The following is a 22,711-nucleotide window of genomic DNA, read 5'->3' as shown; positions in this document are numbered from 1 at the left end:
ACTGGAACAAAAGAATATATTTGACATTATTTATTATGTAGTATATAAGCTACAGATGTTTATTGTTAAAAAAACATTTTATTTTACAGAGTGGTTAGACTCGTTAAAAGATAAACAAGCGCAAAAGAAGGTTGCTGCGCGCATTTTGCGTCTTGAATATGGTCTTTTAGGTGATGTGAAATATTTCCGTGGTATTGGTGAATTAAAAATAAATCATGGACCAGGCTATAGGATTTATTTTGTAAAACAAGGGCAAGAGATTATCTTATTATTGAATGCTGGTGATAAATCTACCCAACAAAAGGATATCGAAAAAGCCCTTCAATTAGTAAAGGAAATAAAACATGGAAATCACTAAATTTGATGTAAGTGAATATTTTAATACGCCTGAAGACTTTAAGATTTTACTAGATGATGCTTTAGAAACTAAAAATAGTGGTTATATTGCACATGTATTAGGCATCATTGCACGTAAACAGGGAATGACAGCTGTTTCCCAAGAGACAGGTTTAAATCGTGAATCTCTCTATCGTTCTCTAAGTGACAAAGGTGACCCACGGCTTTCTACTTTTCTCAGTGTTTTGAGTGCTTTAAATTTGCAAATCAGTTTAACTCCTGTTCAAAATGATTCTGAGAAACAAACAGTGTTAGAAGAAGCATCTTGATCTTTTCTTCACTTTTTTAATATTTTTGCTAATTTGACTTATATATCCTCCTCATCCATATGGATGACGCCTTCGCCTTCATCGCATGCATTTTGTGGAGCGTTTGGATCAAGAGTATCATCCTTATCTGGCGTTGTGTTTGCAACATTTCCAGCGGCGTCTTCTTGTCCTTCATCAAAAAGTTCGCACTCTATTTTTGTGGTGTAACCACCCGTTTTATCAAGCTTGTGCTTGACGCTTTTGATGCGCCATTCTGCTGGTATATAAGGACGGAAAGGGGGATCTTGAACAAGTTTTGCCTCTGCTTGCACAAAGGGATCACCACCAATATCACAGGAGAAAGAAGATTTCCCCCGTGACGATTTGTTACGATAAGCGGCAATAGCTGCAACAGCCTCTGATTGATTATGGTAGGTATATTTGAGTTCATGAAACGGCGAATGACCGGATTTGACTTCTTTCTTTTCACCACTGCGTAGATCATAATAGGTTGCGATAACGCCGCCTTTTTTCTCTTGTTCTTGCTTCTCCGCTTCTTTTTCTGTTTTTTCTCCTCTTTCTGGTTCAGATGGTTCTGGTAGATCATTTTCATCCATATGGATGGCGTTTTCATCCTCCTCTATCTCTTCTGGTGCACGTGCATCCGCTGCGGCTTTTTGGTCCTCACCATCATCCGTTTCTAAACCATTGGCTGCACCTGCTTCATCCCGTGCACTGTATTTAAAATCCCAAGAGGTGCACTGTTCCTCATGAAGAACCACTACGGGAAGTGTCTCGCCGGTGATGGCTTTGCCTTCTCCCCGTTTGGCAAGGACTAGCTTACCATCAACAGGCTTTGCTACCGCATCATATTCCTCTGCAAGGCGGGCGGCAAAAGCCATATCACTTTCAGCGGTTTGATCAATATGACGCACAACAATTTTTGCAAGAGAAGGGTCAACTTTTGCGGTGTAACCATTACGCTGTGCGATTTCTTGAACAATATGGCCAAGTGTTTGCTGGTGATAAGATTGGCTTTTGGGTGTTCTATAAGACGTGTTCATTGCTGCGGCGCGCCCTGTAACAGTTAAGCTTTGCGGTGGACTGCTTACAGAGATTTCATCTATCAGATATGCTCCCATATCGCGTATTTTGCCGCTTTCATAGCCAAGTGTTACGGAAAGAACTGTTCCAATGAGGGGTATATCAAGAAAGCCATTATCACTATTGCGTGCACGGTCATCAAGCTCTATGGTGATACGGTCGCTTTTGTCTTCTGCCTCATCGGTTATTTCAATTGATAAAACATAATTCATGAGAGTTTTGGTGATGTCTTGTCCATTTGCCATAACCATGCAAAAAGGTTTCATGATTTGCTGCCCCAAATTCTCATCACCGGTGTGGCCTTGGGATAGGGGAGGGAGGGCAAAATGATTGTGATGCCTGCTGTCAAAATGGGTCCATGGTCTGCAAGCCCAAAATTTGCTGCATAGACCCGTTCGACAGCAAGCGCTTGTTGACCTTTGGCATAATATTTCCAACAAATGGCATCAACCATATCGCCTTGTTTTGTTCTATAAAGATCACTCATAGGTCTTCACCATACTCTCTCAGTTTTACTGTAAATTCTTGTTTTTTGGGGGCACCGTTATGATGAAAAACGCTTTGCTTTTCCTCCACGGAAAGGATAACAAATTTGCCTAAAATTTTGCCTTGCCCTGTTACAAGAATGTGAGGTCCCTGATGGGCGATTTGCCGCAAATATTCGAGTTGTCCATGCCCACCTTTGAAGTCTGGATAAATCACACCCGTTAAGAAAAATTCCGCATTTGCAACAGCAGGCAATTGAAGAGCCGCTTTTCGTCCCAATCGTCCTTGCTCGACCCATGGCACGCCATAAGACAGATCAAGAGTTTGATAGGCTGCTGTTTCAATTGAAAAAATAAAACCACCCAAAGCAAGCATCATGGTCTTTAATCCGAAAGGCTAGAGGCTATCGCCAAACGTTGCTGTTTGGCATAGCGTTCAAGGGCTTGATTGACAGCGTCTCTGATTTCATCTTTGAGACCATTTGGCACTGAAATATTGAGATTTGTAATGGTTACACGGGCGTCTACTTCAACAGCTTTATGACCCGCAATTGGTTTGGGAGCTTTGAAGGCATCTGCTTTTGCATTGGGAGTTTCTATATGCTTTGTTGCAATTGCCCCTTTATTAAAACCACTGTTGCTTTGTCCAAAGGGGGACTTGGTGACAACAGCGGTATCCATTATTCTTTTTGCACGTGCATTGGTTTCATCGGTAAAGGTTTTAATCGTTTCTGTTGAAGTTTTGTTGATTGAAACATTGAAACCAAGTTTTTCTTTCATCCAATCAGGCATCCAACTGGTTAATTTGCTTATCATGCCGCTAAACCAATTGCATAGAGCGGTCCATTGGCTTTTGATGCCGTCCCACAAGCTGCCAATCAGATGAGCCCCTGCGTCCATTAAATTGACGCCGAACAACCAATCAATCAATGCGTTGACCTTTTTTGCTATCCAGAAGAGGGGTGAAAACTCTTTAAAGAGCGTAAAGAGTTTACTGAAAGTGTTACTGAACAAACTGGCAAAAGAATCCCATAACTTGCTTATGAAATTTACGACTGTATTCCAGTTTTTATAGAGCAGATATCCAGCTGTGACAAGCGCCGCAATGTCCCCGATTATCCAGCCTACGGGAGTGGTCATGATTGCGACCCCAAGCGATATAAAAGCAGAACCAACGGCAGTTATTGCTGGAATAAGTGAAGTGACAAGAGTTACAGCAAGACCAGCAACTGTGGAGGCAGCTGGTGCCATTGCCGCAATGAATGCTCCGGTAAGAACTGCTCCAACTGCGGCTAAAGAAGCAGCAACCCAACCATTGATTTTATCCCAATATTTATAGAGTGCAACAAGTGCCGCAATACCACCAATGAGCCAACCAATAGGAGTTGTCATGATTGTATAGTCAAGCGTGACAAAAGATGCGCCCACGGCAGCTAATGCGGCAATGAGTGGACCAAAAATAAAGCAACCAAGTGCTATAAGTCCTACTTTTAACAGGGTTATTTCACCAACAAGCGGTTTCATCCAGAAAAACCAGCCTTTAATCCTCTCGGTAAGATCACTGATGCCTTTTCTCAAATCAGAGGTAGGATCAAGCAAATCATGAAAGACTTTTTTTAAGGTTTTAGCCCATCCAGCAACGGTTGTTTGTATGAGATCACGGTTTTCATCAATCAGTTTTGAAAAACTGTCAATCATATCGTTGAGAATAGGCATAAAGCGTGTGCCAATAAAGCGCGCGATACCGCCTATTTTTTTCTTAAAAGCACCAAGCTTATCACTGAGATCTGCGGCATAGCGTGCGACATCGGCACCAATCAACCATTTTCCTTTCCGTGCTTTTGCAAACAGCTCTTTGATGGGTGCCATCCCTTGCGCAAGCATGGCTGCCATTTCCTTGCCATCACCACCAAACAGCAGAGCAGCAATATGCTGTCTTTGCGCTTGATTTTTCATTTTACTCATCTTGTCGGTGATTTCTTCTAACAAGGTAGAGTTTGATTTGAGTTTTCCAGAAGCATCTTTGACAGAAATGCCAAGTGCCTCAAACCCCATAATGCCTCTTTTTTGTCCGGCATATGCTTGTGCCGAACGCCTATTTAAAGTTGCTAAGGATTGTTGAAAAAGTTCAGCAGAATATCCTGAATTGTCTGCCGCATCCCCCCATAACTGAAGCGCTGTGACACTCATGCCTAAATGCCGTGATGCGTGATGAAGACTATCCCCAAGATGCATGGTTTTCATGGTGACGGCGGTGACACTTGCGATAAGACCTCCACCGGCAAGCCCTAAAGCACCGGTAAAGAGTGAAGCACGGCTTGCCGCTGTGCCAAGGGCACTTTGAACGCCTTGCAAACGTGATGTCATATTTTTGACTGCAGCAGAAAAGCGAGGGATACTCAATCTATGGGAGAGTGTTTTTGACAATGTATCAAATCTTTTTTGAAGATGTTTAAGAGGCGCGGTAAGTTTGTCTTCAAGAGACAATTTTACCTTTGCATCAGCAACTTTTTCACTCATTTTGATTTATACCTTTCTGCTGCTTGTTTTCGCCAGAAGATTAATTCTTGCGGATCCATTTCCATCATGTCTGCAAGGGACCAATGAAAAACAATGGCAATGTCCGCTATCAGTTGAGCGGCGGTTTCCCAGTCGAGGTATCCCGCCGCTTGATAAAAGACTCTAAAATTTCTCCAATGCTCGATAAGTCACTCATATCGAGTTCCCCAACAGCTTCATGGGGCCATCCAGAAAGGCGTGCAACCATAGCAATTGTTTGTTCAACACCTTCCTTTTTGTCGATTGCTTGCACATCTTTTGTTTTGGGGCGCTGTAAGGTAATTGTGGTATGCTCTTTTCCTTCAAAGGTCACAGGGATAAGCAATTGATGCGTGATGCTTGTTTGTATGGTCATTTTTATATTCCTAAAAAGTTTTTATGTTCTGCTAATTGATTAACACCATTGAATTTTCTGATTAAGTTGAGGACATCTATCTCAACAATTTCAACATCCTTTTGGACATATTTGAAATACTGCAATGTAAATGTAGCAGTGGATGTTGCTTTGCTTCCCGGTTGCCATTCTGCCATTTCAAAGCCTTTGCAAAGCCCCCTCATAGTGATGACAACACCTTCTGCTGGTGTGCCTTGTGCTTGCATTGAACTTCGCAATGAAATGTTCACATCAGAGCGCCCTAACAGTGCCATCAGTTCTGGAGAACAATCAGAAATGGTCATAGTGAGGATGAGTGTTTCAAGGCCAAGATCAATCTCAAGAGAGCTATCCATGCCACCACCGCGATACTCTTCAACAACCAAACTTAAATTTGGCAGCGTCACGCTTTCGCATTTTGCTTGATAGGGAATGCCATCAACAAAAATGTTAAAATATTTTAGAACTCTCGGTAAAACGGGTACAGTCATTAAAAGATCTCCTCTAGGTAATCATTGATGATGCGTGAACGGAAGGTGATATGTTCTGCTGGTGTTGTTGGTGTAAATTCAACATTGAAATAGACTCTGCCGCTCTCAATGGCGCTTGCTGTATTCAACTCTGGATCAGGCGTGCACTGCCCACCAAGAATGGCACCTTGTGCTTTCAAATCACGCAAATAGGCATTGACGCTTTCACTCACATCACTCATGTAGGTTTTTTTGATATTGCGGTCGACCGCCCACATGTGCCCACGCAAGATGGCGTCATTGATCATATCCGCGGTTCTCACAACGGATAAGAAAGCGAATTTTGTATCGCTTGAAAGGGTGCGATTGCCCCAAAGACGATAACCATTCTCACGAATAATTGTTGTGATGTTTTGTTCATTGAGAAGGTTGGCACGGCTTGATCTGTCACCAATGGAAAAATCAATCGGGCGGGTAATTCCTACAATGCCATTGATCACTTTGTTTGAAGGGGAATGCCAAAAACCATGTGTGAAATCTGTTTTGGCAATGACACCAGCAACCGCCGCACTTGCGGGCTGTTCTATGATTTCTCCATCACGATTCACCTTTACAAAAGGATCAACAATAACAGCGCGTTTTGAATCAAAATCCTTTGCAGCATCAAGAGCTGCTTCATCGGTTGTGTTTGGTGCGTCAATGACCACAATAGCGCGCAGACGTTCGGCAATGCCAATCAACTCTGCTGCTACAGGATTAGAGGTTGCACTGATTTCGGCTTTTGCTGTTGCGCCAGTGCCATCACCTTCAATCACTACATTGGGGGCGGTTTGATAATCAAAGCCATTGTCCTTGAGAACAATCGAGGTTACTTGTCCATTGGCAAGGATTGCTTCTGCTTTTGCACCGCCGGCAATTTTAACAGTTGCTTGGGTATAACCGCTGCCTTTGTTGGTGACATCAATCTTGCTAAGGCTAACGGGGCGTTTATGGGTAAAGCCTGGAGCAATCAGAATGCGTGGTGTTTGTCCAAGCAGGGATTGTGCTCCAATCAAAGCATGCACACCTTCATAAGCACCATTGGTGTTCACACCGCCTAAAACATTGGTCAATGTTGCATTTTCGTTATCACCTTCTTGCACACGCACGACAACAACAATAGCACCCACTTGCTTAAAAATAAGATCAAGAGCATTGGGTAGGGTGCCTTGACGCTTTCCTGTTTTATCCAGTTTTGCTGCTTGTGAAAGTGAACCGGTAACCAACACCGGTGTATTGAGGGGAAAAGCCTGTTCATCGGCATCGGGTGCTGTGCCGACAATGCCGATAACTGCCGATTGAACCGCACGAAGGGGACGCGTTCCATCGTCCACCTCGACAACTTCAACACCGTGTAAAAAACCTGTTGTCATTATGATGCTCCTTTGCATGATTGGTGAATGAAAATGAATGGGAAAAAATGAGAGACAAACAGACGTTCTTGAGAACGACTTGACAAAAACTTTAAAACCGTTAGATTCATAGAAAGGTGCCTAAGAAACATCTAAAACACACAGCGGGTGGATTGCCGAAACAATCTTTTTCCGCCAATTAAAAGCTTTGACTCATTATATGTTACACGCATATAATGCATTGTCGGGTGTGGTTATGCTATACAATACCCTCACGGGGAAAGCATAACGACGGGCTGTGTGCCGTGTTTCTTAGCACCCGGCACCTTTTTAGGTGTCTATTAAGAAACCTTTAAGCACACAGGAGCCAAATCATGGCACAATACTTAATCGATATACATCAAACCACTATTGATGGTGATATTGTTCAAACAGTAAATGCACGTGAGTTACATGCGTTTTTGGAAGTAGGTAAAGATTTTTCCAATTGGGTTACTGACCGTATCAAAAAATATAATTTAGTAGAAAATCAAGACTTTGTTTGCTCGCCAAATCTGGCGAGCAAAGGTAGGGGTGGACATAATCGTAAAGATTATCATTTGACTCTAAGCGTAGCAAAAGAACTTTCTATGGTTGAAAACAATAAGAAAGGTAGAGAAGCTCGTTTGTATTTTATTGAATGTGAAAAACTTGCAAAACAAGTAGCCACACCACAGATAGATTACTCGAGTCCTGAAGCTGTATTAGGTGTTTTGAATCACTTGCAAAACCAAATCGAGCAGAAAGATCATGTGATTGCCGAGTTAGAGCCCAAAGCAAAAGCGCTTGATGGTTTAAAACGCTCTGATGGCTTGTTTGGTCTGATTGAATCTGCAAAAATGTTAGAAGTCCGACCAAAAGATCTAACCGATTACTTGCGTAAACATGATTGGGTCTATCGACGGGCTCCGGGTGCTCCTTTGTTACCCTATCAGGATAAAATCAAGAAAGGTTTGATGGATTGCCCTGCTATCACAATTCAAAGACCAGATGGTACAGAGAAGGTACTCCCTTCAACAAAAATCACATCCAGAGGATTGGCTTGCTTGAGAGAACAAATCCATGGAGGTGTGCAATGAATACCAGTATTGATTTCTTATGTGATTTGTGGATGGCTTTGTTTCAGTTTTCTGATCGTGATGATGTTGAAGATAAGGATTTTAATGCTTTAATTGAAACCATGGATGCAATAGAAAAAGTTTTGATTTTAAAACTTCAAGATGAATCACCGAATGCACTCAGAATTCTGGCAATGATTACAAATTTTGGGACTTTAAAACCTCCTCCAATTATGGAGCCTTTGTTGAAAGCTTACGAACCAAATTTAGAAAGCCCTGTTGTAAAAGGTGCTTAAATTTAAAACATAATATCATCTCCTCGTCTTGAAGGGCGGGGAGGTGATAAAAGCTCCATCTATTTTATTAACAACTATGGTCCATTTGTACATTGACTTTTTTACTAGCTTCTAGTGTTGGAATAGAAGAAACATCAATATCACGCAAAGCATGCCATGTATCATAATTGGCTTGAAGTTGTAACCATAAGGCGGGTCCATTGCCTAATAGTTTGCCAATACGGGCTGCTGTAACAGCTGTAACAGGGCGTTGTCCTTTAAGGATGCTGTGTAGATGTTGGCGTGATATTTGAAGAATGCGAGCAATTTCAGTTTTGCTTGTATCTAAATGCTCCAAAGATTCGGCTAAAATTTCTCCTGGATGAGTAGGGCAACGATTAGGATCACGTGTGGTCATGAAGTGTCTCCTTTACAATTAATCTTAAAAACTTCAATGATATTGTTCCAGATCAACATGATAAACATGCCCATCTTGGAATTCAAAAGTGATACACCAAGGACCATTGATATGGACTGTGTAGCGAGTTGGAGTAAAGCCTTTAAGCATATGAAAGTTATAACCCGGTACATTGATGTCACTCACTTGAGAAGCTGCGTCAAGAGTATCAAGACGGCGAATAATACGCTGTTGAAGTCTGCTATCAATCTTACTTTTTCCTGTTTCCCAGAGAGATTGTAGGTCTTTATTTTTAAATGTTTTGATCATAGCAAACTCAACAGCTTTATTTTAAATAATATGTAATGTAATAAGTTACAATTGTCAACAAAAAAGTTACAATTTAATATTATTGATGCCAATACTGCTTGCCTATAAGCTGTTCATCTCTGCACGAAATCTTTGGAGTAAAAATGGGGTGACTCGCTATGATTTCGAGACACCGCTCTAAAGACAAAGAATGACTTTGCTTGCTATAGATTAGATTTGTTCATCTTTCTCTTGTGGTTCTTTCATAGATTCTACTGCTGTGTCTGTCTCAGCCTTTTCAGAAGACGAAGAATTGTTTTCTTCATCAATAACGGGAGGAGAGAATACCCCATCTTTATAAGTCCAGCCGATTTGCGCTTCGCTTGAGGGGATTGCCTCACCATCAAAGGCATGAACATAATTTTCTGATGCGACAATAATGTTTGTTACCACATCCTTTTCAACAACTGCATATTCCATAAAAAACTCCTATATAAAAAATCTCAACAACACTGCTCCGTTGCCACCATTGCCACCTTCGTCACCAGACTTTCCTGGAAAATAGCCTCCACCTCCACCAGCTTTATTGCCACCACTATTTCCACCATTTCCTCCTTTCCCACTGTAGCCTCCTTGGCTCTTTTGTGCACCACAACCACCTCCAGCACCACCATAAATAGAGCTTCCGCCATGACCAATAGATGTAGAGTAGCGGGCATTAAAAGTGCCACCACTGACTTTATAGTATGCATAGCAGCCACCACCACCGCCTCCGAAAGTAGAACTACTACCATTGACACTGGTATTGGTAGAGTAGGAGCCGCCACCGCTACCGCCGCGACCATTGCCATTTATTTCTCCATCGCCACCACTGCCACCATAACTACTCAAATTTCCAGTACCACCGCCGCCACCACCTGCACGGATAATGTCTTTAATAATTGTACTTCCACCTCCGCTGCCACCACCATAGGAAGCATCACCACCTTTTCCACCACATCCAATTTGAACGCTTCTTGAGAATTTCAACTGAGATCCTTTAATTTGAACACGCGCGCTTCCTCCACCGCCACCTCCACCACTGCTATTTCCATATCCACCACCTCCTCCGCCACCCCACGCCCATATTTCGATATCGGTGTTATCGCTAACACCTTCAGGCCATGGAATGGGACCACTTTCTGTTACAAGAACTTCTAGGGGAGAGGTCGCTTTCCTCAGTTTTGTGATTTCATCACGTATTTCTTGAAGAGCAATAACAGCTTCGTCTTTGCTATAAACTTCCGCACCATCAACCTTGAGCGGTCCTTTAAGCTTGCTGCCCGTGATGCTGAGACTTGTGACGATTTCCCCATTATGCATGAGATTCAATGACGAATTGCTTATGAGTTCCAAATCACCAGCAATGGTGACTTTACTGGTAAACTTGTTATAATTCTGCCATTCATTGGCTTGTGCTAGGCGCCCATAGCTTGTCAGATCTTCATTAATCTTGGCTCTAAATCTATCAAGACCAACAATATCTTCAATTTTATGTTGGTGCGCTCCAAGAAGGGAGACAGCACTGCCAAAGGTAAAATGATTGTTGCTTGCTTTGTAGAGAACATAATTGTTCGCAGCATCCTTAGCGCCCTCAATATCGCCCAAATCAGCAAAGGAAAAGGTTTTATTTGCTGGCATCTTGCTTTTGAGGGCTGCCTCAAGATTTGTAACATCCCCTATGCTATGCGTGTGTTTTGCAGGAGCTTTTTCGTCTAGCTTTTCCTCAACTTCCATTATGGCTTGATCAAGTTTTGTCAAGTTCTCACGCAAAATAGGAAATTCAGAACTGATAAAACGCCCTTCTTTGGGCAATTCCATTGCAAGCTTTTTGGTTTTTGTCATTTCTTATTCTCCAAGTCTCTAAAGCAGCCCCAAATCCCATTTTTCAAAGCGAGGGGGTATCACAAAATACCCGCACCAAAATCACGCAGCATTGACCGTGCGCAAGGTCCACCGGTGAGCGTCAGCTTCAAGCGTGCTTGCCTTGCTGTCTTATTGCTACTGACAAATTTTCGCTCTGTCCAAAGGGGTTCAGAAAGCTGTTCTGTTTCCTCTAAGGTGAGGGGGGTAAAGGCACCATCATCCCGTTGCATCTCGAGGGTGAATGTGGAGCCGCCTGGTAAAAAGGTCTTGATATAGCTGGTCAATCTTGCCTTCTCACCAAAGGCAAAAGCACGGGTAACATAGGTTGCTGTGTTATGGATCTTGCCGGCAATCAACTGAACAGGAGCAAACAGAATGGGGGAGAGTTTCTCCGTGCCTTTGAGAATAGCACGAAGCTGAACCTTTTCATTGATATATTCGGTAAGACTAAGCAATTGAAAGGGAAGAAGTTGATAAATTGTGCCATTGTTTCTTTCAATTTCAAAGATCACCGAACAATCACTGGAAGGCAATTCAACCGTGCTACGTATTTGCAAATCAGAACAGTTAACAAGATTAAAGGTACCAAGATCAATGGTTTTTGTTGTTTGTCTGTAGCGTGCTGCCAAGACACGAAAAGCCAAAGCCTCATCTTGATGGGCACTCCATGTTTGCGCATTGACAGAGGAAAAACGAGGACCGGTCACATAAGGGTGGCTTGAGACAAATCTTTGCTGTTCTTCATCAAATCCTCCAAGCTTTGCGAGTGAGAGGGAATGATCACTATCATCGGTTTTAATGACAAAAGCCGTTAACCGATCATTGGGGACAAGGAGTGGGACATCATAGCGTGCCTGTGCCCATCCGGTTTTTGCCCCCTTCATGGAATAAAAGCTTTGGGCTTGGATATCGGCGGTGGGATAACCGTTTTCGGTTGTGACCAAATCAATCACCAGATCATGATTGGGATTGCCGATTTTGCAAAGATGAAAGTCAAGACCGGTGATTTGCCGTGTTTCTTCTGGTGTAAAGACTTGCGCTTGCGGGTCCACTTGCGTCCAGATCTTGACTGTTGTGGTGTGCCGCATCACTTTCACATCAATAACACCTTGCCCGGTAAAGAGACCTGTCGCAAGAGTTCCCCCTTTGCCTCGTGCTACAACATTTTTGGTGCCGGCAGGAATATTTTCAGGGATTTTAAAACTACCTTCCAAAATGCCATTGCCATTGGCAACAAGGCGGCTTTTTGGCAAGACATTCACACCATCAAAGGTGAGACTGTCTAAAATTTCCCCCTTGCCAAAACCTTCAATTTTAAAGCCAAGGGTAATTTGTCTTAAGAAATCGATTTGTTCATGCGCAACATTGATCAGTTCATCCTTTGCCTCTTGCTTGCGAATGCTGCTCCCACGGTGCGTTCCCATAAACAATTGATTGGTGACACTTGAGAGCCAATCGGTGCGCTGCTCGTGCCAAAAATCTGTCGCGGGTGTGAGGGTCACTGTACCAGGCAGAGGAGCAAAATTTTGATAGGGGTTGATTTTTTCGCAAGCGGTTGTCAATTCTTGGGCAATGATTACTTCATTGGTCCAGTCAAGGGTGACAGGAGCCCTTAAGGGGGCGGTGTAAAAGGTTGGATCAATAGCCAGCTGTAAAATACCATTGCCAACAGCTCCTGTTTGCGTGAACCCTTCATCTCTGTAAGTATCATCAAGAAACGGGTCAGCAAACATGCCTTTTTTGGCAACGGGCTCTTTCGAGTCAACATTGCTTTTAATACGCTCTAATTGCATCAAGCGATCAAGGGACAGCACCCGTTGAAAATAACGCCACATCTCATCATAGGGGGCAACGCGTGTGCCATCATTGACCACAAGCGGGGTATCCAGCCAACTGTTGGTGATAGTGGCAAGAGACAACACATCCTCAGGAACACTGGGTGCCATAGGATGATCTGCCGAAATCCCCTTGATATAGACAACCGTGCCTTGTGTATTAAGCCCGATACGGTCAATCCGCGGCAATTTGTAAGTGTAACGAACAATGATATCCCCCCCTTGTGCGCCCCCTGAGAGCGTGATTTCCTGTGCCGTGACCTTATCGGCGGTTACTTGTGCACGATAGCGATAGGTTACCGTGTAACTGCTGCCAGGACGCGGTTCATCCCCCATCGGTGCCCAGTCAATGGTATCACCGGTCTTCTTAAAATCTGTTCCTTCTTTAAATTCCTTGTTGCCTTGCATGACTTTGAGAAAAGAGGTGATGCTTTTATCGGGAACACCATCTCGCCCAGCAACGACCGCACCGCGTGTAACTGTGACGGTTTTTTCTTTTGTCAACAAAAGAGAGTGGATATCGGCAATGGGAGCATAATAGCTTTTAAAGGTAAAGCTTGTTTTGCCTTTTTGCGGGGCAAAAATATGGGTTTCACTAGGCACAACGCTTGTCGAAAACTCTTCTTTCTCTTCATGGCGCAAAGCAGCAAGGCGCTTGCGCTTAAAGCCATTGATATTGGCTTCCCCTTCTTGAATGCTAAACACTTGGCATCCATTGTTTGGTCCAAGAGCCGTCACACGGCATCCATTGACGATATAATGACCATGGGCACGGTCATAAGTCGCAATGGCTTGCATGGCGGGTTCCAGCAGTGAGGGGGACTTTTGATCAATCAAAATGCCATCTTGTAAAATATAAACGGGAAAGAACGTGCCTTGCTGCCCATCCTCTTTGAGAGCCCAAACAAGCCTTGCCGTTTCGCGTGCCGCACCGGGTTCTCCTTGTGCCAAGGTGCCGGGAACTTGCCCCAACAGCTCTGGATCATCCTCATGGGTAATCCATGTTTTTTGCAACTTCACACCGATTTCAAGACGACCAACCATGGAAACAGCATGGAGAACTGCCTTTGAGACCGGAAAAATATCCCCTGCGATATAGATCTTTCCTTCCGTTAAAGTAACGGTCCTTGCGTCTTTATTGACAAAGGCATCAGCCCGTTCAACACGGTCTCCTTCTTTGGCAACCAGACGCCCCAAACGGTCATGGCGCCCCCTGATGATGGTTTGCATCTCATTGAGTTCACCGCTTTGGATAAAGGGACGTTGCCCATAGAAAACAACGCTTTGTTGTTCGTCTTTGCCGCAAGATCTGTCAATGGCAAAGGGTAAACCACTTTCATGCTTCATGTTAAAACCTCAATAAAATCTTGAATTGCTCGCGAACATCACCGCGCAAAGGAATATTGACGGGTGTTTTGATGATCTCCACCCCGCCAATCAGTTCATTGCACGCACACCAAAGCTTGCCCAAAGGAACATGTTGTTTGGGGGTCGCATGAACGAGAACAGCAATAGAAGCAGCTTTTCTGCCGTCAACATCTTGAAAATCCGTGCGTGCTGCAATAAGAACTGCTGTGCCCATCGAGGAGGGATGATAACAATCGCCCAAATGGTGATAAACACCCGCCAAATTCTGTTCTACTGGTTGGACAATATTGCATCTTCGATACCCAATCACATCATCCTCACTGTCTTTTAACACGAGATAAAGGGTGCGGTTATAAAACCACTCTACCATCAGCATATCGCGTTGATGTTTTTTAACAGAGCACCAAGGAAAATTTGCCATATCCCATGGGTAATCAATCTGGTTCCAGCTTAATTCCCCGTCCCCGTCATCCATCCAATTGCCAATCAACAGTCCTTCTTGTTTGGTAAGCGTGTGCTTGATTTCTGTTGTGCGACCAAAGGAAAACAGTGTGTCCCCCGCGGTTAAGCGCACGCCGCTTTCATAGTCCAGCAGACTGTCATCAAGGCGTGACATATTGCCTTCCAGTGCTTGCACGTCATAACCATTGACACCGCGGTGAAAATCAGAGCGTAAGCTTTTGGAAAGCTCTGTGATGGCTTCAATGGCTTCAAGAGCACTTTGTTCAGGCAATTGATCAAAGTAAAGTTGAAAAGAATTCCACCACGCACGCCCTGACCATGCTGGTGTAAAGCGTGCTGTAATCTGAAGCCATGCAAGCCCCCTCTCAATGGCGGCAAGGGAACCGCGCAAACGCTGCCATTGCAGCCCTTGGTCAATCAAATCATAGAGGTTTGGAACATAAGGTGTAAGCTCGCCAAGCCCATATTCTTCAATCAACCATGGCAAGAAGCGAGGAGGGCGGGTGATAAGCTTAGAGCGTGAAATCCCCAAAACAGCACCATCAACATCTTGATGAAAGTCGCAAACATCGGCAAGGCGCCTTTCAAATTCTGTTGCATTGTTTGGGAGGAGGGCGCCAACCATTAGCGTGCCCGTCCTTTGAAGTTTAAGGTGACCTTACCAATCGCTAAAACCTCTTCATCACCGACGGTGCTGTCTTGTGTTGGTGTAATGGCAATCACTTTCTGGACACCCGCAATCATCAGTTTAGAAACCCACCATGAGAGGCTTAATTCACGACCAATAGCTTGTTCTTTTCGCCATGCTGCTCTTAAATTTGTTTCCATTGTCGTGAGAATTTTCAAAGAAGTTTCGGGTAACAGCCAAACATCGGCTTGCAAATCCACCACTTTTTTGACAGCAGCATGCACAATGATTGTATCATTGGTCATGATGATATTCTTTCTATGAAGGGCTTGTGAGACTGTTTGTATGAGATCTTCAGAAGCTGTGCCTTCTTCATTATTACCAAAAAGCGCAACATAGATGGTTGGATCTTTGCTTTTACGGTAAATAATGGCATCCTTAACACGGCTATCTGCGGACATGGCTATCAGTTTGTAATAGGGTTCTGTTCCGCTTCCCTTGCCACCACGAGCATGAAGTCTTATGCGTTCGCGATATCTCTCATCACTTTCACCCTCCATGCGGGCAATTCCATGCCAGTTACCCAAAGCGTCAAGAGATTCACCGGTTGCAAAATCAAGAATATTGTTGCGCGCGGCTTCGTTAATACGTTGCCTTAAAAGCAGTTCTCGATAGCTAAAGGCTTCAATAACTTTTACGGTTGGATCACTTTCAAGAACACTATATCCGGGCAACAGTTGTTTTAAATGGTCAAGAGCTGCTGCACGTATTTCTTCAAAGGAAATTTCTGTAATGATTTCTGGTTTTGCAAGTGCTCCATTCATTTTATCAGCAATCCTTCCATGGTGATGGGCTTGCCTGAGGGCAAATAAAGACCTTCAAAGGACAAGGAAACTTGCCCATTCTCATTCCATTTACAATCAATCTTGTTTAGTTTAAAACGTGGTTCCCACTTGTCTAAAGCCTCGGCAATAGCGGCATAAAGGCGAACAGCGAAGGCGTCATTGACCGGTGCATCAATAATATCCGCAACGTGTGAACCATAATCACGACGCATTACACGCGTGCCAATGCGTGTTGATAAAATATCAAGGATGGATTGGCGCAAATGTTCAATGCCGGTCAAGGATTTTCCTGTGCTACGATCCATTCCTGTATTCAATTGGGACCTCCTGTCATGGAGCCACCGGGAACAACACCACCGTGAACATGGGTTGCTCCTACATTGGTGCCGTTATGGGTCAAACCACTTGAGTTCATGGCAACATTGCGAGCGGAATGAAGAGAGAGACTCTCATCCGAATGAAGTGAAACGCCACCACCAGCCTGTAAAGAGATGTTGCCCTTTGCATTGAAATTGATATCGCTTTGTGAAACAATTTTTATGCCTTCAGGTGCGGTAAGTTCTAGCTTGCCACCATCACCTTTAAGAGACACGCCATCCGTAATTGTAAGAATGAACTTTCCGCCTGATTTGATCTGCATGCTATAGCTGTTTTGTTCATCATCATATTCAAGGATGGTGCCATCGGGATAAATTGTTCTATGGATATTGCCTTTATCGGCTGCTTGATGAGCATCGGTATGGATGGAACCAACAATCACCCCTTGCGCTAAATCCCCTGATGATGCAACCACCACCACTTGTTCTCCAATATCACGCCCTTCATAAGAGCATGTTTTCCCGGCGCGGGCTTGGGTATCTGGAATCCAGTCACTGACAAGATTGCCGCTTTTTACCCGATAGCGTGCGTTTTTATGGTCGACATGGCTAATTGTGCCCACCACAACCATATTTGCGAGACGTCTTTTTAAATCGGTGATGTCTTTATCGCGCCGCTCTAACATGGGGGGACCTCGATTTTAGGATATTTGTCTTCATTGCCCACGCCTGTTTGTGGTGTAAAACCTAGAAAAGGTTCAACAGGTTTTGCGGTTGCACCATCTTCTTGTGTTTCAGGGGAGGGGATATTGGTCACATAAGTGACCTTAAAGGTTAAAATTGCCCCATGGAGTGCTAGAGCACCATTGTCGCCAAAGGCAAAAGCAATATTTTGCAGGGAGCATGTTTCCACGCTGTTATTGAGATTGGGATTGGCGTAGAAGATCTCTTCAACTTCCCATGCTAATTGGTCGACAAAACGCGCACCATCTTCTTGTGTCGCATAACATTCAACATCCACGGTTAAGACACGGCGCCTTACTGCATTCTCATAGCCATCTTCAATTGTTTCGCTTTGTGTTGAGATATTAATTGCCGGTGTATTATTAGCGGAAAAGTTGAAATCACGCATATTAAACACATTGTCACCAGCCGTCGTCTTTGCTGCTTTGATCAATGCAACAAAACCTTCTCTTATCGTCTCTCTCGGATGCATAAAAGCTCCTGTTTAATTGATGCCATTTTTACTCTAAAAATGGTTGACTAGGATTAATAATGATACTATTATTAGTTATGAACAATAAAGTTGAAAAAATAATCAGCTTGATGAAAGCCTCACCAAAGAACATCAAGTTTTCAGATTTGTTAGCTGTGTGTGTGCATTTTTTTGGAGAACCGCGGAACAACGGTACAAGCCATTTTGTTTTTAAAACACCGTGGCTTGGTGATCCCCGTGTGAATATTCAAAAAGATACTGGTAACAAAGCAAAAGCTTATCAGGTCAAGCAAGTCTTACAAGCGATAGAAAGGATAAAACATGAACAATAATCATTATACATATCGTGTTTTGTGGTCGCAAGAAGATAAGGAATATGTCGGTTTGTGTGCAGAATTCCCATCCCTTTCATGGTTAGATGTTCAAGCAGAGAAAGCTTTAAAAGGTATTATGGATCTCGTTTCAGAAGTTGTTGAGGACATGCAACACAATGGAGAAGAAGTTCCTGTGCCTTTGTCACATGGTAAATATAGTGGTAAGTTCCAATTAAGAATACCACCAGAACTCCATAGGAAGCTTGCAATTCAAGCTGCTGAAAATGGTGTAAGTTTAAACAGATATATTTCCTCTAAACTTTAAAGTTTTGATCTATATGCACTAAAAGAAAAGTAATTTTTATATTCATCTTATTAGTGATTTAAATTCACGAATCCTTTTTTGATGTGACGAAACAGATACATTTTTACCATCTATTACAACTAAATTCTTATTAAACCTTTCGTAAATACGTTCACCTTTCTTGTTAATCATTTCCTTTTTAGCTCGTGGATTTGATTCTATATACTTATTGAGGCGATTTATACCTTGCGTATGTTTATAAAAATTGACTGGAAGATAACGATCTACCTGATCAGGATCTACAAAAAAACCATCTGGGTTACATAAGAGACCCTCAATGTTATCTTTATGTAACCTCTCTAATTTACCAAATTCGCGATAAAGTTTTTTAGCGAGGGATAAACTAAAAATCGCGCATTCAGAAGCACTCCGTTGAATATCCAATTCCACCATAGAAAAATGACAATTAGGTAGTTGGCTCTCTTCAAGAGCTATTTTTGCCCTCATTGCTAACATTGTAGGTGGCATATGCTTGAATGCTACAGGTTCAAATAACAGCAAGGATATTTGATCATTGACAGTTTTATGATCGATGACTGCAAAATGGACTTGGTTATCATCTAGATTAACGATCATTCTAGAAGATTGAATCCCACCGTCGATCGTATTTTTGACGAATGTAGGAATATCCTCTGGTGTTACAGCAAATTGAAGCTTCATTTCAGGATATTTCTTGTTGGCTTGATCTACGAGGGCAGGCATCATTTTGAGATCTATTGTTCCATAAAGGGTATCAATCCAGTGGCCATTAGCGATGTCATTCTCTAGACGAACAATAATACTTTCTAATGGTTCATCTTCTCTAAATACAAAGTCGTGTCTTTTTCTATGTACAACACTTTCTTTTTTTTCAGATACAACATTTTCTCTTTCTTGTTTTGAACCACAGATTCTTCTTAGTAAATCTCTTAATTTCGGCATATATTGACTCTCACATTAAGAATTATCACAGGAAGTTAGTTTCAAATTGTGATTAAAAAGAGTCTTACATTATTGAGCATTGTATCTCGATGCGCTCTTCCAAAGCGCCATGCTTCTTTCCTCACTTCTTCACGATCAACAGTTGTTTCTCTTAATTTTTCTAGAGCAATTTTTTCCTTTTCTAGCGCAACCTGCATTCGCTCCAGTTTGATCTCAAATTCATTGGCTGCTTTCACGGAATCCTGTTTAATTCGTGTAGATTTTTGATGAGCTTTCTTAGTAGGATTCTCATTCCATATCGCTGTTGCAAGGGCTTCATTGACAGAACCATCTTCAAAAAGAGCAGCATTAAATTTGCCTGTTTTAATCCGAAAAACCACCGCATTATGCGATACACCCATCTTCTTGGCAAAAGCGCGAACCGATAGACCTTCCCGATGCTTCTTGTTCATTAGGTAGTCTCTTTATTCTAAAAATGAGGTTTTACGGTGTAATGTGGTGAATATGATTTTTTTAAGATGAAAACATATTGCTAACATATTTATCATTTAAGAAAGTCAATTAAGTGGCAGCACCAAATGGTTAAAATTATTTAAGAGGTGGATTATGATTACAGCTATGTATGCATTTGTCCTAAGTGTAATAGTAATAGCAATGGGATCAGGTTTGTTATATAGTTCATTATGAATTTATACGTTATTGCCTCTTTTAAAAAACAAGGAAAAGATTGGCGCGCACGTATGGGTGAAGTCTTAAAAAAAGCAAGCGGTTGCTAAACCAGACTACCTCCCCGCTTTTGAGAACGGGGAGAGAAGTTATGTTTTTACTTAAGCAACCTTTTTAATAGGGTTTTCCCAATTCGGCTGGTAAGCTTTTAAAAAAGGATCTATCGCTGCGGTAATTCTGAAGTTCCAAAACCTGTAAGAACTGCTAAAATGTAATATTTGGTACATCATCTTGAAGTTTTAAAATCAAAGTGTTTTCTACAATGCCCATGACTTCAACCAGTGCGCTACAGTCTTTATCTTTAATATCTTCACAATTGACAAACTGAAACAAAGCCATCCACAAATCGCATAAAAAATTGGTATCTACCTTCATTGCACACCCCCAAAGATTTGTTCTCTCAAGCAAGCCAATCCTCTGGATGTGATTTTTGTTGAAGGGAGTACCTTTTCTGTACCATCCGGTCTTTGAATAGTAATAGCAGGGCAATCCATGAGACCTTTTTTGATCTTATCCTGATAGAGTAACAAAGGAGCACCCGGAGCTCTTCGATAGACCCAATCATGTTTACGCAAATAATCGGTTAAATCTTTAGGTCGAACTTCAAGCATCTTTGCAGATTCAATCAAACCAAACAAGCCATCAGAACGTTTTAAACCATCAAGCGCTTTTGCCTTAGGCTCTAACTCAGCAATCACGTGATCTTTCTGCTCGATTTGATTTTGTAAGTGATTCAAGAAACCAATCATTGCTTGAGGACTTGAGTAATCAATCTGTGGTGTTGCTACTTGCTTTGCAAGTTTTTCACACTCAATGAAGTATTCTCTTGCTTGATGTCCCTTGTCATTACGCTCGATCATAGCAAGGTGTTTAGCCATGTCTAACGTGAGGTAGTATTCTATGCTTGGGCGCCCACCTTTTTCTAAAAATTTAGAAAAACCTATAAAGTCTATATTTTCCCGAAACTTACATTCTTTAATGCGATTTTTAATCCAGTCTGCAAACTTTGATGTGATGTTTAAAAATGCATGCAACTCACGTGCGTTGACCGTTTGAACAGTTTCCTGATCAATGGTTTGTTCTTTAATCTCTATAAGTGTATTCATAATGAATTCCTTGATGTTAGACGTTTTTGATTGACACTCTAAAAGAGCGCCGGGTGCTCAAAAACACGGCATCAAGTCCGTCGTTATGCTTTCCCCATAAGGGTATTGTATAGCATAACCACACCCGACAAAGCTATTATATGCACGTAACATATAATGAGTCAAAGCTTTTAAATTGCGGAAGACTGATTATTTCGGCAACCAATCCGCTTGATGTTTTAAGGTGTTTTTGAGGCACCTGATTCGATAATATACATATTTTTATATATTTGTCAATAAAAAAATATATCAAATATTTATATACGCAACTAGCAGCTATATTTTAACCCAATAGCTTTTTCTTGCATTTTCTCGTAAAGTCGCTGTGCTGTCTTGATATTTTGTTTTCGTGCGTCAATAATGGACTTTTCAACTGCTGTTAAACGCGATTTGTCCAGATTACTTAATCGTGCATAATGTGACGCCATTGCCTGCCGTGCCTCATCATAGGGTAATCCATTTTTCCGATTTTTTGATAAGCTATAACCTTCGTTTATCAGCTGATATTTTTCAGAATCAGCAACAAATTTCACATGTTTCTTAATGACATTTAATTCAATCAATGCTGTTTTCAGACTACTAACCATTGCCGAACTATTAGCATGACGGTTCAAATCCTCTGCAATAATATTGCACTCAGCAGCAAGAAGTAACGATAAATCACCACTTCTACCTATAGCACAAATAAGATTACATAAATCACTCCGTGCACCGTATAATCTTCTTGCTTCAATTGTCTCATCAAGACTTTCCATGTATCCATTTTCTTTGAGCAAGATCCAATCTAATTCATCAATCAAAAACGGTGATCCCTACAACAGCATCTCGATCTAGCCAATCTGGTCCATATTCTGCATCAGCTTTTTTCGTAGAAAATCCCATATCACGAATAAATTGCGCTCCACGCCGTTGTTTAAGACTTAAAAGTGCATGAGCTGGAAATTCTACTAATGCAAGCCATCCCCATGTTGCTTCTTTGTCTTTAGCTTTTGCAGAGGCTTCCGATTCAGCAAGATAGATAACATTTTGAGATACACGAGCTGCCAATAATTCTTCACGTTCAGCATCAGTCATATAACTTTTTGGTAATTCTTTCTTCATAGAGAATATCTCCTATTGATATCTCTATTCTTAATCTAAACGTTTCATGTAGGCAATAGAAAACACCTGATAAGAATGTTTATTCATTTTTTCTATGCTCGCTTGGCTATCAATGAACCTCCCTTAAAATAAGCTTATACATACCGGATTCAGAGGCTTGGACATCGGTGACAACGAAGCGCTCTTGAGAGGGATCTTCAGTGTTTTCAGAAGCAAGTACAACGACACTATCCTCAGCTTTTGGTGGCAATCCGCCAATATCATTGATACAAAGATCAAGTTCTTTTCTTGGAATTGTTGTCGGTATTCTGCCACCAGCATCCGATTCAGAATGTTTGATGCCGTAAATCGCTGTAATCCGAAAAGATTGCTGGTTATCCTTTCGCGTATAGATGACGGGCTGCCCAAAGGTGTTGCGTACCTCTTTTACCATTTTGTTAAGCAGCCCGTGCCATAGCAT

Annotated in this window: 28 protein-coding genes and 4 pseudogenes; 7 read left to right on the top strand and 25 right to left on the bottom strand. The window is 42.2% G+C overall.

Features of this window, described 5'->3' with window-relative positions; all coding sequences use genetic code 11:
- The first annotated feature begins 55 nt into the window (after positions 1-55).
- Together NMK50_RS06400 and NMK50_RS06395 are read left to right on the top strand one after the other, a co-directional pair.
- Positions 56-358: a type II toxin-antitoxin system RelE/ParE family toxin gene (locus tag NMK50_RS06400; protein ID WP_254769783.1), complete on the top strand. Its 303-nt coding sequence runs from the start codon at positions 56-58 to the stop codon at positions 356-358.
- Positions 345-665 carry an addiction module antidote protein gene (locus NMK50_RS06395; RefSeq protein WP_254769782.1) on the top strand — a complete coding sequence of 107 codons (321 nt, stop codon included), beginning with the start codon at positions 345-347 and terminating at the stop codon, positions 663-665. The genes NMK50_RS06400 and NMK50_RS06395 overlap by 14 nt, the downstream gene beginning before the upstream one ends.
- Positions 666-703: 38 nt before the next feature.
- Here the strand turns inward: NMK50_RS06395 and NMK50_RS06390 are convergent, their stop codons facing one another.
- From NMK50_RS06390 to NMK50_RS06355, 8 genes are read right to left on the bottom strand one after another with little or no spacing between them, the layout of a single operon-like run.
- Positions 704-2,014: a phage late control D family protein gene (locus NMK50_RS06390; protein WP_254769781.1), complete on the bottom strand. Its 1,311-nt coding sequence runs from the start codon at positions 2,012-2,014 to the stop codon at positions 704-706.
- Entirely contained in the window at positions 2,011-2,235 is a 225-nt protein-coding gene (locus tag NMK50_RS06385) for a tail protein X (protein WP_254769780.1), read from the bottom strand. The genes NMK50_RS06390 and NMK50_RS06385 overlap by 4 nt, the downstream gene beginning before the upstream one ends.
- On the bottom strand, positions 2,232-2,612 hold the full coding sequence (locus NMK50_RS06380; RefSeq protein WP_254769779.1) for a phage tail protein: 381 nt from the start codon (positions 2,610-2,612) through the stop codon (positions 2,232-2,234). Before NMK50_RS06380 ends, NMK50_RS06385 begins: the two co-directional genes overlap by 4 nt.
- Positions 2,613-2,617: 5 nt before the next feature.
- Positions 2,618-4,753, bottom strand: coding sequence for a phage tail tape measure protein (locus tag NMK50_RS06375; RefSeq protein WP_254769778.1), 2,136 nt, complete (start codon positions 4,751-4,753; stop codon positions 2,618-2,620).
- Complete coding sequence (locus NMK50_RS10620) at positions 4,750-4,854, bottom strand: GpE family phage tail protein (RefSeq protein WP_374112214.1); 105 nt, start codon at positions 4,852-4,854, stop codon at positions 4,750-4,752. Before NMK50_RS10620 ends, NMK50_RS06375 begins: the two co-directional genes overlap by 4 nt.
- A gap of 8 nt (positions 4,855-4,862) precedes the next feature.
- Complete coding sequence (locus tag NMK50_RS06365; protein ID WP_254769777.1) at positions 4,863-5,147, bottom strand: phage tail assembly protein; 285 nt, start codon at positions 5,145-5,147, stop codon at positions 4,863-4,865.
- A 2-nt stretch (positions 5,148-5,149) separates the two neighbouring features.
- Positions 5,150-5,656, bottom strand: a complete 507-nt coding sequence (locus tag NMK50_RS06360) for a phage major tail tube protein (RefSeq protein WP_254769776.1) — start codon at positions 5,654-5,656, stop codon at positions 5,150-5,152.
- Positions 5,656-7,047, bottom strand: coding sequence for a phage tail sheath subtilisin-like domain-containing protein (locus NMK50_RS06355; protein WP_254769775.1), 1,392 nt, complete (start codon positions 7,045-7,047; stop codon positions 5,656-5,658). Before NMK50_RS06355 ends, NMK50_RS06360 begins: the two co-directional genes overlap by 1 nt.
- Positions 7,048-7,400: 353 nt before the next feature.
- On the opposite strand from NMK50_RS06355, the gene NMK50_RS06350 reads away from it, so the two are divergent.
- Together NMK50_RS06350 and NMK50_RS06345 are read left to right on the top strand one after the other, a co-directional pair.
- Positions 7,401-8,144, top strand: a complete 744-nt coding sequence (locus tag NMK50_RS06350) for an antA/AntB antirepressor family protein (RefSeq protein WP_254769774.1) — start codon at positions 7,401-7,403, stop codon at positions 8,142-8,144.
- Positions 8,141-8,419 (top strand): hypothetical protein, encoded by a 279-nt coding sequence (locus tag NMK50_RS06345; RefSeq protein ID WP_254769773.1) that lies wholly within the window; start codon positions 8,141-8,143, stop codon positions 8,417-8,419. Before NMK50_RS06350 ends, NMK50_RS06345 begins: the two co-directional genes overlap by 4 nt.
- Before the next feature lie 67 nt (positions 8,420-8,486).
- Here the strand turns inward: NMK50_RS06345 and NMK50_RS06340 are convergent, their stop codons facing one another.
- The 10 genes and pseudogenes from NMK50_RS06340 to NMK50_RS06295 form a co-directional block, all read right to left on the bottom strand.
- Positions 8,487-8,816 carry a HigA family addiction module antitoxin gene (locus NMK50_RS06340; protein WP_254769772.1) on the bottom strand — a complete coding sequence of 110 codons (330 nt, stop codon included), beginning with the start codon at positions 8,814-8,816 and terminating at the stop codon, positions 8,487-8,489.
- Between the two features lie 33 nt (positions 8,817-8,849).
- Positions 8,850-9,125 (bottom strand): type II toxin-antitoxin system RelE/ParE family toxin, encoded by a 276-nt coding sequence (locus NMK50_RS06335; protein WP_241438737.1) that lies wholly within the window; start codon positions 9,123-9,125, stop codon positions 8,850-8,852.
- A 210-nt stretch (positions 9,126-9,335) separates the two neighbouring features.
- The gene (locus tag NMK50_RS06330; RefSeq protein WP_254769771.1) at positions 9,336-9,584 is read right to left on the bottom strand and encodes a hypothetical protein; all 249 of its coding nucleotides are present in this window, start codon (positions 9,582-9,584) and stop codon (positions 9,336-9,338) included.
- Positions 9,585-9,593: 9 nt separating this feature from the next.
- Positions 9,594-10,988 carry a Bgr_08870 family protein gene (locus NMK50_RS06325; RefSeq protein ID WP_254769770.1) on the bottom strand — a complete coding sequence of 465 codons (1,395 nt, stop codon included), beginning with the start codon at positions 10,986-10,988 and terminating at the stop codon, positions 9,594-9,596.
- 59 nt (positions 10,989-11,047) lie between these two features.
- Positions 11,048-14,191 carry a DUF4815 domain-containing protein gene (locus NMK50_RS06320; protein WP_254769769.1) on the bottom strand — a complete coding sequence of 1,048 codons (3,144 nt, stop codon included), beginning with the start codon at positions 14,189-14,191 and terminating at the stop codon, positions 11,048-11,050.
- Position 14,192: 1 nt separating this feature from the next.
- Entirely contained in the window at positions 14,193-15,299 is a 1,107-nt protein-coding gene (locus tag NMK50_RS06315; protein ID WP_254769768.1) for a phage tail protein, read from the bottom strand.
- A complete protein-coding gene (locus NMK50_RS06310; protein ID WP_254769767.1) occupies positions 15,299-16,126 on the bottom strand; it encodes a baseplate J/gp47 family protein in 828 nt (275 codons plus the stop codon). Before NMK50_RS06310 ends, NMK50_RS06315 begins: the two co-directional genes overlap by 1 nt.
- Entirely contained in the window at positions 16,123-16,464 is a 342-nt protein-coding gene (locus NMK50_RS06305; RefSeq protein WP_254769766.1) for a GPW/gp25 family protein, read from the bottom strand. Before NMK50_RS06305 ends, NMK50_RS06310 begins: the two co-directional genes overlap by 4 nt.
- The gene (locus tag NMK50_RS06300; protein WP_254771203.1) at positions 16,461-17,150 is read right to left on the bottom strand and encodes a phage baseplate assembly protein V; all 690 of its coding nucleotides are present in this window, start codon (positions 17,148-17,150) and stop codon (positions 16,461-16,463) included. The genes NMK50_RS06305 and NMK50_RS06300 overlap by 4 nt, the downstream gene beginning before the upstream one ends.
- A pseudogene (locus NMK50_RS06295) lies at positions 17,131-17,680 on the bottom strand (hypothetical protein). Before NMK50_RS06295 ends, NMK50_RS06300 begins: the two are co-directional and overlap by 20 nt.
- A gap of 59 nt (positions 17,681-17,739) precedes the next feature.
- Here NMK50_RS06295 and NMK50_RS06290 point away from each other — a divergent pair.
- The gene (locus tag NMK50_RS06290) at positions 17,740-18,012 is read left to right on the top strand and encodes a toxin HicA (protein WP_254769765.1); all 273 of its coding nucleotides are present in this window, start codon (positions 17,740-17,742) and stop codon (positions 18,010-18,012) included.
- Positions 18,002-18,319 carry a type II toxin-antitoxin system HicB family antitoxin gene (locus tag NMK50_RS06285; RefSeq protein ID WP_254769764.1) on the top strand — a complete coding sequence of 106 codons (318 nt, stop codon included), beginning with the start codon at positions 18,002-18,004 and terminating at the stop codon, positions 18,317-18,319. The genes NMK50_RS06290 and NMK50_RS06285 overlap by 11 nt, the downstream gene beginning before the upstream one ends.
- A 42-nt stretch (positions 18,320-18,361) precedes the next feature.
- On the opposite strand, the gene NMK50_RS06280 is transcribed toward NMK50_RS06285, so the two are convergent.
- Together NMK50_RS06280 and NMK50_RS06275 are read right to left on the bottom strand one after the other, a co-directional pair.
- Positions 18,362-19,279 (bottom strand): YopJ/AvrA family T3SS effector serine/threonine acetyltransferase, encoded by a 918-nt coding sequence (locus NMK50_RS06280; protein WP_254769763.1) that lies wholly within the window; start codon positions 19,277-19,279, stop codon positions 18,362-18,364.
- 71 nt (positions 19,280-19,350) lie between these two features.
- Positions 19,351-19,731 (bottom strand): annotated as a pseudogene (locus NMK50_RS06275) (hypothetical protein); the annotation flags it as partial.
- Between the two features lie 243 nt (positions 19,732-19,974).
- On the opposite strand from NMK50_RS06275, the pseudogene NMK50_RS10690 reads away from it, so the two are divergent.
- A pseudogene (locus NMK50_RS10690) lies at positions 19,975-20,055 on the top strand (BrnA antitoxin family protein); the annotation flags it as partial.
- 51 nt (positions 20,056-20,106) lie between these two features.
- On the opposite strand, the pseudogene NMK50_RS06270 reads toward NMK50_RS10690, so the two are convergent.
- The 5 genes and pseudogenes from NMK50_RS06270 to NMK50_RS06250 form a co-directional block, all read right to left on the bottom strand.
- Positions 20,107-20,380, bottom strand: a pseudogene (locus NMK50_RS06270) (hypothetical protein).
- Positions 20,377-21,111 carry an antA/AntB antirepressor family protein gene (locus NMK50_RS06265; RefSeq protein ID WP_254769762.1) on the bottom strand — a complete coding sequence of 245 codons (735 nt, stop codon included), beginning with the start codon at positions 21,109-21,111 and terminating at the stop codon, positions 20,377-20,379. The pseudogene NMK50_RS06270 and the gene NMK50_RS06265 overlap by 4 nt, the downstream one beginning before the upstream one ends.
- Before the next feature lie 308 nt (positions 21,112-21,419).
- A complete protein-coding gene (locus NMK50_RS06260) occupies positions 21,420-21,905 on the bottom strand; it encodes a hypothetical protein (protein WP_254769761.1) in 486 nt (161 codons plus the stop codon).
- 37 nt (positions 21,906-21,942) lie between these two features.
- A complete protein-coding gene (locus NMK50_RS06255; protein WP_254769760.1) occupies positions 21,943-22,251 on the bottom strand; it encodes a hypothetical protein in 309 nt (102 codons plus the stop codon).
- A gap of 109 nt (positions 22,252-22,360) precedes the next feature.
- Entirely contained in the window at positions 22,361-22,711 is a 351-nt protein-coding gene (locus tag NMK50_RS06250) for a head-tail joining protein (RefSeq protein WP_254769759.1), read from the bottom strand.

The sequence above is a fragment of the Bartonella harrusi genome (genome assembly GCF_024297065.1).
Lineage (GTDB): Bacteria > Pseudomonadota > Alphaproteobacteria > Rhizobiales > Rhizobiaceae > Bartonella > Bartonella harrusi.
Note: the sequence above shows the minus strand (reverse complement) of the source record. Positions and strands in the feature narration are given on the sequence as shown.

Bases quoted from the DNA above. Each gene is read 5' to 3' on its own strand.
- NMK50_RS06390 (WP_254769781.1), bottom strand. From the start codon at position 2,014: ATGAAACCTTTTTGCATGGTTATGGCAAATGGACAAGACATCACCAAA.
- NMK50_RS06355 (WP_254769775.1), bottom strand. From the start codon at position 7,047: ATGACAACAGGTTTTTTACACGGTGTTGAAGTTGTCGAGGTGGACGAT.
- NMK50_RS06300 (WP_254771203.1), bottom strand. From the start codon at position 17,150: ATGTTAGAGCGGCGCGATAAAGACATCACCGATTTAAAAAGACGTCTC.
- NMK50_RS06255 (WP_254769760.1), bottom strand. From the start codon at position 22,251: ATGAAGAAAGAATTACCAAAAAGTTATATGACTGATGCTGAACGTGAA.
- NMK50_RS06320 (WP_254769769.1), bottom strand. From the start codon at position 14,191: ATGAAGCATGAAAGTGGTTTACCCTTTGCCATTGACAGATCTTGCGGC.
- NMK50_RS06325 (WP_254769770.1), bottom strand. From the start codon at position 10,988: ATGACAAAAACCAAAAAGCTTGCAATGGAATTGCCCAAAGAAGGGCGT.
- NMK50_RS06290 (WP_254769765.1), top strand. From the start codon at position 17,740: ATGATACTATTATTAGTTATGAACAATAAAGTTGAAAAAATAATCAGC.
- NMK50_RS06260 (WP_254769761.1), bottom strand. From the start codon at position 21,905: ATGGAAAGTCTTGATGAGACAATTGAAGCAAGAAGATTATACGGTGCA.
- NMK50_RS06350 (WP_254769774.1), top strand. From the start codon at position 7,401: ATGGCACAATACTTAATCGATATACATCAAACCACTATTGATGGTGAT.
- NMK50_RS06395 (WP_254769782.1), top strand. From the start codon at position 345: ATGGAAATCACTAAATTTGATGTAAGTGAATATTTTAATACGCCTGAA.
- NMK50_RS06400 (WP_254769783.1), top strand. From the start codon at position 56: ATGTTTATTGTTAAAAAAACATTTTATTTTACAGAGTGGTTAGACTCG.
- NMK50_RS06285 (WP_254769764.1), top strand. From the start codon at position 18,002: ATGAACAATAATCATTATACATATCGTGTTTTGTGGTCGCAAGAAGAT.
- NMK50_RS06335 (WP_241438737.1), bottom strand. From the start codon at position 9,125: ATGATCAAAACATTTAAAAATAAAGACCTACAATCTCTCTGGGAAACA.
- NMK50_RS06365 (WP_254769777.1), bottom strand. From the start codon at position 5,147: ATGACCATACAAACAAGCATCACGCATCAATTGCTTATCCCTGTGACC.
- NMK50_RS06385 (WP_254769780.1), bottom strand. From the start codon at position 2,235: ATGAGTGATCTTTATAGAACAAAACAAGGCGATATGGTTGATGCCATT.
- NMK50_RS06280 (WP_254769763.1), bottom strand. From the start codon at position 19,279: ATGCCGAAATTAAGAGATTTACTAAGAAGAATCTGTGGTTCAAAACAA.
- NMK50_RS06310 (WP_254769767.1), bottom strand. From the start codon at position 16,126: ATGAATGGAGCACTTGCAAAACCAGAAATCATTACAGAAATTTCCTTT.
- NMK50_RS06250 (WP_254769759.1), bottom strand. From the start codon at position 22,711: ATGCTATGGCACGGGCTGCTTAACAAAATGGTAAAAGAGGTACGCAAC.
- NMK50_RS06265 (WP_254769762.1), bottom strand. From the start codon at position 21,111: ATGAATACACTTATAGAGATTAAAGAACAAACCATTGATCAGGAAACT.
- NMK50_RS06340 (WP_254769772.1), bottom strand. From the start codon at position 8,816: ATGACCACACGTGATCCTAATCGTTGCCCTACTCATCCAGGAGAAATT.
- NMK50_RS06375 (WP_254769778.1), bottom strand. From the start codon at position 4,753: ATGAGTGAAAAAGTTGCTGATGCAAAGGTAAAATTGTCTCTTGAAGAC.
- NMK50_RS06345 (WP_254769773.1), top strand. From the start codon at position 8,141: ATGAATACCAGTATTGATTTCTTATGTGATTTGTGGATGGCTTTGTTT.
- NMK50_RS06380 (WP_254769779.1), bottom strand. From the start codon at position 2,612: ATGATGCTTGCTTTGGGTGGTTTTATTTTTTCAATTGAAACAGCAGCC.
- NMK50_RS06315 (WP_254769768.1), bottom strand. From the start codon at position 15,299: ATGGTTGGCGCCCTCCTCCCAAACAATGCAACAGAATTTGAAAGGCGC.
- NMK50_RS06360 (WP_254769776.1), bottom strand. From the start codon at position 5,656: ATGACTGTACCCGTTTTACCGAGAGTTCTAAAATATTTTAACATTTTT.
- NMK50_RS06330 (WP_254769771.1), bottom strand. From the start codon at position 9,584: ATGGAATATGCAGTTGTTGAAAAGGATGTGGTAACAAACATTATTGTC.